This is a genomic window from Paraburkholderia atlantica (assembly GCF_009362785.1).
GTDB classification, from domain to species: Bacteria; Pseudomonadota; Gammaproteobacteria; order Burkholderiales; family Burkholderiaceae; genus Paraburkholderia; species Paraburkholderia atlantica.
Genome location: NZ_WHNQ01000012.1, coordinates 143634 through 156397, shown reverse-complemented (window position 1 = coordinate 156397; position 12764 = coordinate 143634). Strand labels below are relative to the sequence as shown.

The following is a 12764-nucleotide window of genomic DNA, read 5'->3' as shown; positions in this document are numbered from 1 at the left end:
GGATCGCATTTGACATGTAATTGACGATTGCCATTCAACCTGCCGAACTCTCTGGACATGCGCGCTGCGTCTAGTCCCAGTCGCGACAACCAAGAATAAATTGACAAGCCACCCAGACACGGTAGGATCAACGGAAATCTTTTTCCGCGCATTAACGCGCCCACGCTCATTCCGAACAGTTAATTCGACCGCAAACCGTTAAAACCGTCACCGATCTCACGCGCAAAAAAGACTGCCTTGATCAAAGGAGTTTCTCTTGCCTTGCTCCGCATTCCGCCTGCGTAGTCGTGCCGTATCGCTGCTGATCACCGGTTTGCCGCTCCTGCTTGCCGCCTGCAACGACCGGTCCCAGACTCCCGCCACCGCGTCGATGCCGCCGCCGGTTCCGGTGCTGGTCGAAACGGTTTCCACCACCCCTGTCGCCGATGTCGTCGAGTTGCCGGGCCGCATCGAGGCCGTGCGCACCGCCGAGATTCGCGCGCGCGTCGATGGCATCGTCGAGCGCACGCTGTATCAGGAAGGCACTGACCTTCCAGCCAACGCCCCGCTCTTCCAGATCGACGCGAGCGACTATCGCGCGCAGTTGCAGCAGGCACAGGCCGCGCTCACGCGCGCGACCGCCGTGCGAGACAACGCGGCGTCGGTCGTGGAACGGTTCAAGCCGCTCGTCGGCCGTCATGCGGTCAGCGCGCAGGAATACGACGCCGCGCTCGCGACGATGCAGCAGGCGCAGGCCAATGTCTCAGATGCGCAAGCCGCGGTTTCGCTCGCGCAACTGCGGCTCGATCGCTGCATCATACGCACGCCGATCGCTGGGCGCGCGGGCCGCGCGCTCGTCACCGAAGGCGCGCTCGTCAGCGCGGGCGCGGCCACGCTGCTCACGCAGGTCAATCAGCTGACGCCGATCAACGCGGTGTTCACACAGTCGAACACCGTGATGCTCGACGTCGAGCAGCAGATCCAGTCCGGCGCGCGCAAGCCGATCAGCATGAAGCACGTCGAGGTGCAACTGATCCTCGCCAACGGCCAAGTCTACAACGAGCGCGGTTTTCTCGACTTCGCCGATCTCGTCATCGATCCGTCGACCGGCACGCAGACGGTGCGCGCGCGCTTCGCGAATCCGGACCGCACGCTGTTGCCGGGGCAGTTCGTGCGCGGGCGCATCATCGCGGCGGGCACGCTGCAGGGCATCCGTATTCCCGAGCGCGCGGTGCAACTCGACAACGGCATTGCGAGCGTCGCGCTGGTCGCCGACGACGGCACCGTGGTCCGCCGCAACATCGATCTCGGCGAACAGGGCGAAGGACGCTGGACCGTGCGTAATGGTCTGAAGCCCGGTGAGCGCCTGATCGTCGATGGCTGGCAGAAGGTGCAACCGGGTCAGCGTGTCGACGCGCGGCCCGCGCCCGAAGCTTCGTCGCCGACGGCGCAGCCGGCCGCGGCCCCCGCCCCCGCTTCTGCCGCGCACTGACGGGCGGATCGATGAATCGATTCTTCGTCGCCCGGCCGGTTTTCGCGTGGGTCATCGCCCTTTTCATCGTGCTGTTCGGCGCGATCGCGCTCGCGTTGTTGCCGGTCGAGCAGTATCCCGACGTCGCCCCGCCGTCGCTCAGCATCACCGCGGTGTACAGCGGCGCCGACGCGAGTACGCTCGAGCGCACCGTCACGTCGATCGTCGAAGACGAGATGAACGGCATCGACAATTTCCTGTACATGTCGTCGGTGAGCCGCTCGAACGGCACGATGCAGATCACCGTGGTGCTGAAGCCCGGCACCGATCTCGACGTCGCGCGCAGCCAGGTGCAGGACCGTCTGAGCCGCGTCGAGCCGCGTCTGCCGCTCGAAGTCCGGCAGGTCGGCGTGCGCGTGACGAAGGCGTCGTCGGGCTTTCTGATGCTGCTTGCGCTGCAGGCGACCGACAACGGTACCAGCGCCACCGCGATGGGCAACTTCGCGTCGAACAACATCGTCAACGAATTGCGCCGGATCGACGGCGTCGGCGATGTGCAGCTGTTCGGCTCGTCGTACGCGATGCGGATCTGGATCGATCCACGCAAGCTCGCGGGCTTCGGGCTGTCGGCGAGCGAGGTGCTGCAGGCGATCCAGGAGCAGAACAGCCAGACCGCCGGCGGCGGCCTCGGTGATCAGCCGATCGCGCCGGGCTCCGAATTCACCGCGCAGATCGTCACGCAAAGCCGCTTCACGACGCCCGAGCAGTTCCGCGAAATCATCGTGCGCGCGAATCCGGATGGCTCGACCGTACGGGTGGGCGACGTCGCGCGCGTCGAACTCGGCAACGACAGCTATGGCAACCGGCTCACCGTCAACGGCAAGGCGTCGGCCGGCATCGCGGTCCAGCTCGCCAGCGGCGCGAACGCGCTCGCGGTCGCCAACGCGGTGCGCCAGCGCATGCATGAATTGCAGTCGATCTTCCCGCGCGGCGTCACGTGGACCGTGCCGTTCGACACCACGCCATTCATCACGACCTCGGTGCAGGGCGTGATCCGCACGATGATCGAGGCGCTGCTGCTCGTGACGGTCGTGGTGTTCCTGTTCCTGCAGGACTGGCGCGCGACCGTGATCCCGACGATCGTCGTGCCCATCGCGCTGATCGGCACCTGCGCGGGGCTCTATCTGTTCGGGCTGTCGATCAACATTCTGTCGCTGTTCGGCATGGTGGTCGCGATCGGTATCCTCAACGACGACGCGATCGTCGTCGTCGAAAACGTCGCGCGCATCATGCGCGAGGAAGGGCTCGGCGCGCCGCGCGCAACGGTGAAAGCGATCGGGCAGATTTCGGGCGCGGCGATCGCGAGTACGCTGGTGCTGGTCGCGGTGTTCATTCCGATGGCGTTTTTTCCGGGCTCGACGGGCGGCATCTACCGGCAGTTTTCGGTCACGCTCGCGGTGTCGATCCTGCTGTCGACGGTGCTGGCGCTGACACTCGGCGCGGCGTTGTGCGCGGCGATGTTGCGCAGCGAGGCGGCGTCAAAGGAACGGCCGAAGAACCCGGCCTCACGTCTGCTGCACGGCGTGTTCGGCGGCTTCAATCGCGGGCTCGAAGCGGGCACCACGCGCTATATCGGCGGCGTCGATGCGATGTTGCGCTCGCCGCTGCGCTGGCTGCTGGTGTTCGTCGCGGCCTGCGCGATCACCGCGTTTTTCTTCACGCGGCTGCCGACCGGCTTTCTGCCGACCGAGGACCAGGGATACATTTTCGTCACCTATACCGGGCCGCCGGGTTCCACCGACCAGCGCACGCAGCGCGCAATCGATCAAGTCGAGGCGTTTCTGCGAACGCAGCCGCAGGTGCGCAACATCGCATCCGTGACGGGCTTCAGCTTCTTCGGCCAGGGGCAATCGGCGGCGCTGTCGTTCGTCGATCTGAAGCCGTGGGACGAGCGCTCGGGCGAGGAGAATTCGGCGAGCGCGCTGGTGCGTCGCGCGAATGCCGCGTTCCGGCAGATTCCCGAGGCGATCATTTTTGCGCTCGATCCGCCGCCGATTCCTTCGCTCGGCACCGCGACCGGCTTCACGATGAAGATTCAGGATCGCAGCGGCGTCGGCGGGGAAGCGCTGCAACAGGCCGCGCGGCGCATGATGATCGAGGCGTCGCAAAGCCCTCTTCTCGCGGGCGTGCGCGCCGAGGGCATGCCGGAGGCGCCGCAGCTGTATGTCGAGATCGACCGCGTGAAGGCGCGCGCGCTCGGTCTGCAGATCGGCCAGGTGAACCAGGCGCTTGCGCTGACGTTCGGTTCGAACTACGTGAACGACTTCGTGTTCGAGGGCAACGTGCTGCGCGTGCTGTTGCAGGCGGACGCAGAGCAACGTATGCGCGCCGAGGACGTGAGCGCGCTGCGCCTGCGCAACAACCGCGGCGAGATGGTGCCGTTCTCGGCGTTCTCGCACGTGCGCTGGATTTCCGGGCCGCAGCAACTCGAACGCTATAACGGGTTTCCGTCCGCGACGCTGTCGGGTCAGGCCGCGCCCGGCCGTTCGAGCGGCGCGGCGATCGCCGAGATGGAACGCATCGCGTCGCACGTGTTGACCGGCAGCCTGAGCTACGAATGGACCGGCACCGCGTTCGAGGAAAAACAGGCGAGCGGCCAGATCGGCATGCTGCTGGGGTTGTCGCTCGTGGTCGTGTTCCTTCTGCTCGCGGCGCTGTACGAGAGCTGGGCGATTCCGGTCGCGGTGTTGCTGATCATCCCGTTCGGCGTGATCGGTGCGGTACTGCTGACGATGCTGCGCGGACTGTCCGCGGACGTGTACTTCAACATCGGCCTCGTGACGATCATCGGCCTTGCCGCGAAGAACGCGATTCTGATCGTCGAGTTCGCGATCAAGGAGGAAGCCGAAGGAAAGGACGCATTGGCCGCCGCGAAGAACGGCGCGCAGCAGCGTCTGCGCCCTATCCTGATGACCAGCGTCACGTTCGTGCTGGGTATGCTGCCGCTCGTGCTCGCGACCGGCGCGGGCGCTGCGAGCCGGCGCGCGGTCGGCACCGGCGTGATGGGCAGCATGCTGACCGCGACGATGTTCGGTATCTTCTTTACGCCGCTGTTCTATGTGGCCGCGCGTCGCTGGCTGAGCCGCAAGAAGCGCAGCATCGATCTCGACGATGACGATCTGCCGACGGCCACGCCGGGCGAAATGGGCGGAGGGCAGCGCGATGCGTAAGCGCCTTCATCAGTGCCTTCATAAGCGCCTGCTGCTGCCCCTCTTCTGCTGCTCGCTCGGCGCCTGCAACTTCGCGCCGAAGTATCAACAGCCGTCATTGCCGATCGCCGATCATTTCGACACGACGGAGACCGCCAATCCGGCCACCGCGCATCTGGCAAGCGAAGTCGACTGGCAAACCTTCTTCGCCGACCCGCAACTGAAGCTGCTGATCGAGGCCGCGCTCGAGCACAACCGCGATCTCGCCGCGTCGGTCGCGCGCATCGAGCAGGCGCGCGCGTTCTATCGCATCCAGAACGCCGCGCGTTTGCCGCAGGTCAATGCGAACGCGGGTGCGACCCGCACGAAGGCGCCGCTCGGTTCGATCGATCCCGAGTTCGACAACACGGACATTTCGGTCCAGTTCAACCAGTACAACGTGCAGGCCGCGGTGACGTCGTTCGAACTCGACTTCTGGGGGCGCGTGCGCAACACCAGCGAAGCGGCGCGGCGCCGCTATCTGGCCACCATCGAGGCGCAACACGCGTTCCGTTTATCGCTGATCGGTAACGTCGCGTCGAACTACTACGCGATCCGCTCGGGCGATGAAGGCATCGCGCTCGCGCAACAGACGCTCGACAGCCGCCGCTATGCGCTCGACGTCGCGAAGATGCGGCTCGATGCGGGCGTCACGTCGAGCGTCGATTACGACCAGGCGGCCATTCTCGTCACGCAGGCGCAGACGCAGCTGGCGGAGCTGCAACGGACTACCGCGCAGCAACGCAATCTGCTCGAGGTGCTGATCGGCGGACCGCTGAAGGAGTCGCTGCCGCAAGCGCCGCCTATTGCCGACGCCGCGCAGTTTCGCGAACTCGACGCGGGCCTGCCCTCCGCGTTGCTGATCGACCGGCCCGACATTCAACAGGCCGAGCAGCAGCTGCGCGCGGCCAATGCAGACATCGGCGCCGCTCGCGCGGACTTTTTCCCGCGCATCGCGCTGACGGGCAGCTTCGGTTATGTGTCGCCCGAACTCGGCGATCTGTTCGTGCCGGCCAAGCAGGCGTGGTCGTTCGGCGCGCTGGTCGGCATGCCGATCTTCGATGCGGGACAGCGCCAGGCGCAACTAGCGCAGGCGCGCGCGCGACGCGACGAACTGGTCGCCGACTATCAGCGCACGGTGCAGAACGCGTTTCGCGAGGTCTCCGATGCATTGGTCGCACGACAACGCTACAAGGAGCAGATCGCGGCGCAGGAGCAGGCGGTGCAGGCGCAGCGGCAACTCGCCGAAACAGCGGAGCTGCGCTACGAAAACGGGATCTCGATCTATCTCGAGGTAGTGGATGCGCGACGCAATCAGTTTGCCGCCGAGCAGCAGCTGATCCAGCTTCGGGCGACGGCCTTGCAGAATGGGGTGTCGCTTTACGTCGCGCTGGGAGGCGGACCCGACGAACCGCCGAATGTACCGCACAGCACGTCTCACGCGGATGGGGTCCAGCCGCCCAACTGAGGCACGCGCGCTGCATCGGCGCGCCGTGCCCGCCGCCGGCATTGCACCGGCGGGTCCTACTCATCAGCCAAGCGTCACGTCGACCGACGCTTGTTCACCATCGCGCACCACGGCGACGGACACGCTGTCGTCCGCCTGCGCGATCATGCGGCGCAGTTGCTCGACGCCGCGAATCACCTTGCCGTCGACGGCAACGATGATGTCGCCCGCCTGAATGCCTGCCTCGGCGGCCGGACCGGTGGCCTGCTGTACGACCACGCCACCCGGCAGCTGCGCTTGCTGGAGTTCGTCGCGGGACAGCGGACGCACGGCGACGCCCAGACGCGGACGGTTTTGCTGCTGCGGTTGGGGCTGCTGCTCTTCGCGCGGCTCGGCCGACGCCAAGTCCGACGCTTGCTGCGTGCCCACCGTCACCGACAGCTTGTTTTCGCTGCCGTTGCGCCACACGCTGATCGTCGCTTTGCTGCCCGGCGACAGTTGCGCAACCTGACCGACCAATTCCCTGGTGTTATCGATATGCTTGCCATTCACGCCGACGATCACGTCGCCCTGGCGCAGACCGGCTGCGTGCGCGGGACCATTCGGATCGACCGAGCCGACCAGTGCGCCACCCGTCGAGTCGAGGCCGAGCGCCTTCGCCTTGTCGGCGCTGAGCGGCTGCACGGCCACGCCGATGCGGCCGCGAGTCACGTGACCGGTGCTTACGAGCTGGTCCTTCACGTGCATCGCCGCATCGATCGGAATCGCGAACGACAGGCCCTGGAAGCCGCCGGTGCGCGAGTAGATCATCGAGTTGATGCCGATCACTTCGCCGTTCAGATTGAACAGCGGACCGCCCGAGTTGCCCGGATTGACCGGCACGTCGGTCTGGATGAACGGGATCGGGCTATCGTCGGACATCGAACGCGATTTCGCGCTGATGATCCCCGAAGTCACCGTGCTGTCGAAGCCGTACGGCGAGCCAATCGCTACGACCCATTCGCCGACCTTGCTGCTGTCCGGGTTGCCGATCTTCACGGTCGGCAGATTGTTCGCGTCGATCTTGACGACGGCGACGTCGGTGGTCTTGTCCTTGCCGATCACGCGGGCGCGGAATTCACGGCCGTCGGTGAGCTTCACGCTCACGCTGCTGGCGCCGTCGACGACGTGATTGTTGGTCAGGATGTACCCGTCCTGGCTGATGATGAAGCCCGAGCCGAGCGCTTCGCCGCCGCTCTTGCGTTGACCGTTCTCGTCGATCGACGCGGCTGCTTTCACGCCGATATGCACGACCGCCGGACCATAGCGCGTCACGATGCTGGAGAAGTCGGGCGCCGACGAGCGCGAGCCGACGATATCGGACACCGCGTGCAGCGACGACGTCGAGCCCTCCGTGCTGCTCACGGATGCATCGGCACTGCGATGGCTGAGTGCATACGCGCCGCCGAACGCGAGTACTACGCAAATCGCAGCGCTACCGCTCCAGTATTTTTTCGTGGTCATAGTCAAGGGAATATTGCCGAAAATTTCAAGTTGGATGCGTAATGTAGTGGCCTCCTCTTAAACAAGGCTTAAAGATGGTGCTCGATCAAAACAGGCGAAGAAGCCTTGATTTATGGGTTATTTGCGCGTCGTGCGCGCTTGCGGCCACCGTTGCGCGTGCATCTGTCGCGCGATGTGAGGATGAATTCACGAATGGCTTATCGTGCCCCACCCGTGATTTCCCCAGGATTGACCTCGCCGAAACCGGTTCCGATAATAACCATATCGTGGACTCGATATCCACAATGTGGACATAAAGTTCTTTCAGCACACTTCGCGAGGAATTTCCGCATGCCAGAGGCAAACCGATCCGATCTGACGCCGTACCAGTTGCCGTTCCCGAAAGAAGCGCAAAAGGAAATCGTCGTGCCCTTCGCGATTCCGACCGACGAACGCGTGTGGGTCCCGCAGGCCGAAAACGTGTCGTTTCGCCCGCTGTGCCTGAACGCGTCGCAGGGATACTGGATGAATCTGCTGCGCGTGCGCCGCTCGGGTGTGCTGAGCCGGCATCGTCATCCGCAGGCCGTGCATGGCATGGTGCTCAAGGGCCACTGGCGCTATCTCGAACATGACTGGGTCGCGACCGAAGGCAGCTATGTGTACGAGCCGCCGGGAGAAACGCATACCTTGTATGTCCCCGAGGACGTCGAGGAAATGATCACGTACTTCCAGGTCAACGGCGTGATGTTCTATTGCGATCCGTATGGCAACTACACCGGCTACGAAGACGTGTTCACGAAGATCGACATGTGCCGCAAGCACTACACGGCGGTCGGCCTCGGCGAAGACTACGTCGATCAGTTCATCCGGTAACGAGCCGCGCCCAACGACTCTGCAATACCACGAGGCGCCGCAACACCATCCCCACACAGCAGGACACATTGCGCAGGAGACAAGCATGCTTCAGAAGTCGCAGCGTCTGAAACGTATCCAGGTGGTCGCCGTCGTCTTCCTGACGGTTGCGGGCATCGTCAATTATCTCGACCGCAGCACGCTGTCGATCGCGAACCATCTGGTCAGCGAGGAGTTGCATCTGTCCGCTTCGCAGATGGGGTTGCTGCTGTCCGCGTTCTCGTTGTCGTATGCGTTCGCGCAGTTGCCGGTCGGCGCACTGCTCGATCGTTTCGGCTCACGCGTGATGCTCGGCCTCGGCATGCTCGTGTGGTCGATCGCCCAGGTGGCGGGCGGCTTCATCCAGACGCTCAATCACTTCCTCACCGCGCGCGTCGTACTCGGCATCGCCGAGGCGCCGCTGTTTCCGGCCGGCGCGAAAGTCGTCAGCGAATGGTTCGCGGTACGCGAGCGCGGCACGCCGATCGGCACCTTCATCTCGTCATCCACCATCGCGCCGATGATCGCGCCGCCGCTGCTCACGGTGCTGATGCTGGCCTTCGGATGGCGAACGATGTTCGTCATCATGGGCGTGGTCGGCATCATCGTCGCGCTCGCCTGGTACGTCGTCTATCGCAATCGCAGCGAAATCGCGCTGACCGAAGCAGAAACCGCGCATCTGAACGAAGGCTCGATCGCCCAGGAAAACCCGCAGGGCCTCAGCTGGGCCGAATGGGGCGCGCTGTTCAAGCTGCGCAACACGTGGGGCATGATCTTCGGCTTCATGGGCGTGATCTACATGGTGTGGCTCTATCTGACCTGGCTGCCCGGCTATCTGGAGCGCGAGCGTCATCTGAGCATCGCGCACACCGGCTGGCTCGTCGCGATTCCCTATGTGTTCGGCACGATCGGCATGGCGAGCAGCGGCGTGATCGCCGACTATCTGTTGAAGCGCGGCATGGCGCCGATCCGCAGCCGCAAGTGGCCGCTGTGCGTCGGTCTCGTCGGCGCGGCCGCGTTCACGGTGCCGGCCGCCTACACGCCGAGCACGACGCTCGCGATCGTCTACGTGTCGCTCGCGATGCTGTTCGTGAACCTGTCGAGCGGCAGCGCATGGGCGCTCGTCAGCGTCGCCGCGCCGCGCCATCTGGTGGCGTCGCTGGGCAGCATGCAGAACTTCGGCGGCTATCTGGGCGGCTCGTTCGCGCCGGTGATCACCGGCATCGTCGTCGATCAGACCCATTCGTTCGTCAACGCGCTGCTGATCAGCGCGGCGGTTGCGTTCGCGGCGGCGCTCGTCTATCTGTTCGTCGTCAAGGAAGTGGCGCCCGCGCCGCTCGCCAGCTCGATCGAGACCCAACCCACCTGACGCGGCTTCTCACATGACATTCCAGAATCAGCTACTCGAAGGCAAGACCGCGCTCGTGACCGGCGGCTTGTCCGGCATCGGCGCGGCAATCGCCAACGCGCTCGCGCAATTGGGGGCGCACACGGTGGCAGCCGGTTTGCCGCTGCCCGAAGGCGCACCCGATACGCTCGATCGCGAGATTCCGCGCGTTGCATTGGATGTGCGCTCGGGCGACGCCGTAAGCGCAGCGGTGAACGCGTTCGAGCGTCTCGACATCGTGGTCAACTGCGCGGGCGTGATCAGCCGCGTCGAAGAACATCGGCTCGACGTGTTCGAACGCGTGATGGATATCAATCTGAACGGCACGATGCGGGTGTGCGCGGCCGCGCGCGACTTGCTGAAGGCATCGGCGGGCTGCATCGTGAACACGGCGTCGATGCTGAGTTTTTTCGGCGGCGGTCTCGTGCCCGCCTATAGCGCGAGCAAGGGCGCAGTTGCGCAGCTAACGAAGTCGCTCGCGATCGCGTACGCGGCCGACGGCATTCGCGTCAATGCCGTTGCGCCGGGCTGGATCGCAACGCCGCTCACGCAGGCGTTGCAGGACGACGATCGCCGCTCGCAGACGATCCTCGAGCGTACCCCGCTGCGTCGCTGGGGCACGCCGGAAGAAGTCGCTCAGGTCGCGGTGTTTCTCTGCACGCCGGCGGCGTCGTTCATGACGGGCGCGATCGTGCCGGTCGACGGCGGGTATCTCGTCGCGTGATCGGATCGTTGCGTGAAGCGGCGCCACCTTCGTTCGACGCCATCGATAAAGGCATAATTGCGTACCCCTGCCCTGCCTCTATGTGATGCCCGGTTCCGCTTCCAAACCCTCTTCGCGCGCTGGCGCCGCCGGCCATGATGCCGTCCGGCACGCCGAAAACAAGGCCGACTCCAAGGCCGTCGCCGGCGCCGCCGCGTTCTCGAAGTTCATCGCGGTGCTGCAACTGATCGCCGACGCGCCAACTCCGCCCAATGTCGCGAAACTGAGCGCGGCGAGCGGCTATCCTCGCCCGACCGTGCATCGCATCGTCGCCGCATTGCAGGCCGAAGGGCTGATCATCGCGAGCGGCAGCGGCAATGCCTACGGCCTCGGACCGCGCCTGATCAATCTCGCGAGCCATAGCTGGGAACGCTCGGACCTGCGGCTCGCGGCCGTCGATGCGTTGACGGCGTTGCGCGACCTCACGTCGGAGACGATCCACCTCGCGGTGCCGAGCCAGGGCGAGATGGTCTACATCGAAAAGCTCGAAAGCCCGCATGCGGTGCGCATGGCCTCGCGCATCGGCACGCGCGTGTCGCTGACGTCGAGCTCGGTCGGCAAGGCGTATCTGGCGACACTCACCGTGACCGAGCGCGAGGCGCTGCTGAAGAACGCTCCACTCGCGCGTTTCACCGAGCACACGCTGACCGACCTCGACGCCGTGCGCCGCGAGATCGATGCGACTGCGCAACGCGGCTACGCGGAGGATCGCGAGGAGAACGAAGATTCGATCTGCTGCTACGGCGCCGCGATTCGCGGCCCGGACGGCCGCGCGGCCGGCTGCGTGAGCATCAGCATGCCGACCTTCCGCCGTCGCGACGATGTGCAAGCTACTTACATCGAGCCGCTGCTTGCGGCATGCCGCACGATCGCGGCGCGGCTGGGCCCGGCGAGCGGCAGATAGCGGCAGATACTGCGGCCGCGGCCGCCGATAAACTGCTATTCTTGCTGTCGCGCCGCGTGCAAGCGGCAGACCCCGACAAGCTCCCGGCGGCGCTCACGCGCCCGCCTTCGCAAAGACAGGAATACGCATGTTCGGTTTTCTGCGCGGCTACTTTTCCAACGACCTCGCGATCGACCTCGGCACGTCGAACACGCTGATCTACATGCGCGGCAAGGGCATCGTTCTCGACGAGCCGTCGGTCGTATCGATCCGCCAGGAAGGCGGCCCGAACGGCAAGAAGATCATCCTCGCCGTGGGCCGCGAAGCGAAGCAGATGCTCGGCAAGGTCCCGGGCAACATCGAAGCGATCCGGCCGATGAAAGACGGCGTGATCGCCGATTTCAACATCACCCAGCAGATGATCAAGCGCTTCATCCAGATGGCGCATGAGTCGCGACTTTTTGCACCGTCTCCGAGAATCATCATCTGCGTGCCCTGCGGTTCGACCCAGGTCGAGCGTCGCGCCATCAAGGAGGCCGCGCATAGCGCGGGCGCCTCGCAGGTCTATCTGATCGAGGAACCGATGGCCGCCGCGACGGGCGCCGGCCTGCCGGTGTCGGATGCGACCGGCTCGATGGTCGTCGATATCGGCGGCGGCACCACCGAGGTCGGCGTGATCTCGCTCGGCGGCATCGTGTACAAGGGTTCGGTGCGCGTCGGCGGCGACAAGTTCGACGACGCCATCGTCAACTACATCCGCCGCAACTACGGCATGCTGATCGGCGAGCAGACCGCCGAAGCGATCAAGAAGGAAATCGGCTCCGCGTTTCCGGGCTCCGAGGTCATGGAGATGGAAGTCAAAGGCCGCAACATGTCCGAGGGCATTCCGCGCAGCTTCACGGTGTCGAGCAACGAAATTCTCGAAGCGCTGACCGATCCGCTGAACCAGATCGTGTCGTCGGTGAAGATCGCATTGGAACAGACGCCGCCGGAACTCGGCGCGGACATCGCCGAGCGCGGCATCACGCTCGCGGGCGGCGGCGCCCTGCTGCGCGATCTCGACCGTCTGCTCGCCGAGGAAACCGGCTTGCCGGTGTTCGTCGCCGAGGCGCCGCTGACCTGCGTCGTACGCGGTTCGGGCATGGCGCTGGAGAGGATCGAGAAGTTCGGCAGCTCGTTTTCCTATGATTGACGCGCGCGCCAGCCACTGAAC

General features: G+C 65.0%; 9 protein-coding genes. 8 read left to right on the top strand and 1 reads right to left on the bottom strand.

Annotated features, from left to right (window positions below; translation table 11 throughout):
* The first annotated feature begins 256 nt into the window (after positions 1-256).
* Genes GCT19_RS19105 through GCT19_RS19095 form a run of 3 tightly spaced genes read left to right on the top strand, consistent with a single transcriptional unit; the run spans position 257 to position 6166 of the window.
* Positions 257-1471, top strand: coding sequence for an efflux RND transporter periplasmic adaptor subunit (locus tag GCT19_RS19105; RefSeq protein WP_152852791.1), 1215 nt, complete (start codon positions 257-259; stop codon positions 1469-1471).
* Positions 1472-1482: 11 nt separating this feature from the next.
* Positions 1483-4680 (top strand): multidrug efflux RND transporter permease subunit, encoded by a 3198-nt coding sequence (locus GCT19_RS19100; protein WP_152852790.1) that lies wholly within the window; start codon positions 1483-1485, stop codon positions 4678-4680.
* Positions 4673-6166 (top strand): efflux transporter outer membrane subunit, encoded by a 1494-nt coding sequence (locus GCT19_RS19095; protein ID WP_176136145.1) that lies wholly within the window; start codon positions 4673-4675, stop codon positions 6164-6166. The genes GCT19_RS19100 and GCT19_RS19095 overlap by 8 nt, the downstream gene beginning before the upstream one ends.
* Positions 6167-6229: 63 nt before the next feature.
* Here GCT19_RS19095 and GCT19_RS19090 read toward each other — a convergent pair whose 3' ends face one another.
* On the bottom strand, positions 6230-7648 hold the full coding sequence (locus tag GCT19_RS19090; protein WP_152852788.1) for a trypsin-like peptidase domain-containing protein: 1419 nt from the start codon (positions 7646-7648) through the stop codon (positions 6230-6232).
* Between the two features lie 330 nt (positions 7649-7978).
* Here GCT19_RS19090 and GCT19_RS19085 point away from each other — a divergent pair, with 330 nt between their 5' ends.
* The 5 genes from GCT19_RS19085 to GCT19_RS19065 all read left to right on the top strand — a co-directional run bounded on the left by GCT19_RS19085 (position 7979) and on the right by GCT19_RS19065 (position 12743).
* On the top strand, positions 7979-8500 hold the full coding sequence (locus tag GCT19_RS19085) for a 2,4'-dihydroxyacetophenone dioxygenase family protein (RefSeq protein WP_013091684.1): 522 nt from the start codon (positions 7979-7981) through the stop codon (positions 8498-8500).
* 85 nt (positions 8501-8585) lie between these two features.
* The gene (locus GCT19_RS19080) at positions 8586-9887 is read left to right on the top strand and encodes an MFS transporter (protein WP_018438030.1); all 1302 of its coding nucleotides are present in this window, start codon (positions 8586-8588) and stop codon (positions 9885-9887) included.
* A gap of 13 nt (positions 9888-9900) precedes the next feature.
* On the top strand, positions 9901-10629 hold the full coding sequence (locus GCT19_RS19075) for an SDR family NAD(P)-dependent oxidoreductase (protein WP_152852787.1): 729 nt from the start codon (positions 9901-9903) through the stop codon (positions 10627-10629).
* An 85-nt stretch (positions 10630-10714) separates the two neighbouring features.
* Complete coding sequence (locus tag GCT19_RS19070; RefSeq protein WP_152852786.1) at positions 10715-11572, top strand: IclR family transcriptional regulator; 858 nt, start codon at positions 10715-10717, stop codon at positions 11570-11572.
* A 127-nt stretch (positions 11573-11699) separates the two neighbouring features.
* Complete coding sequence (locus tag GCT19_RS19065) at positions 11700-12743, top strand: rod shape-determining protein (protein WP_013091688.1); 1044 nt, start codon at positions 11700-11702, stop codon at positions 12741-12743.
* Positions 12744-12764: the final 21 nt, after the last annotated feature.

Bases quoted from the DNA above. Each gene is read 5' to 3' on its own strand.
- GCT19_RS19100 (WP_152852790.1), top strand. From the start codon at position 1,483: ATGAATCGATTCTTCGTCGCCCGGCCGGTTTTCGCGTGGGTCATCGCC.
- GCT19_RS19095 (WP_176136145.1), top strand. From the start codon at position 4,673: ATGCGTAAGCGCCTTCATCAGTGCCTTCATAAGCGCCTGCTGCTGCCC.
- GCT19_RS19090 (WP_152852788.1), bottom strand. From the start codon at position 7,648: ATGACCACGAAAAAATACTGGAGCGGTAGCGCTGCGATTTGCGTAGTA.
- GCT19_RS19085 (WP_013091684.1), top strand. From the start codon at position 7,979: ATGCCAGAGGCAAACCGATCCGATCTGACGCCGTACCAGTTGCCGTTC.
- GCT19_RS19080 (WP_018438030.1), top strand. From the start codon at position 8,586: ATGCTTCAGAAGTCGCAGCGTCTGAAACGTATCCAGGTGGTCGCCGTC.
- GCT19_RS19075 (WP_152852787.1), top strand. From the start codon at position 9,901: ATGACATTCCAGAATCAGCTACTCGAAGGCAAGACCGCGCTCGTGACC.
- GCT19_RS19070 (WP_152852786.1), top strand. From the start codon at position 10,715: ATGCCCGGTTCCGCTTCCAAACCCTCTTCGCGCGCTGGCGCCGCCGGC.
- GCT19_RS19065 (WP_013091688.1), top strand. From the start codon at position 11,700: ATGTTCGGTTTTCTGCGCGGCTACTTTTCCAACGACCTCGCGATCGAC.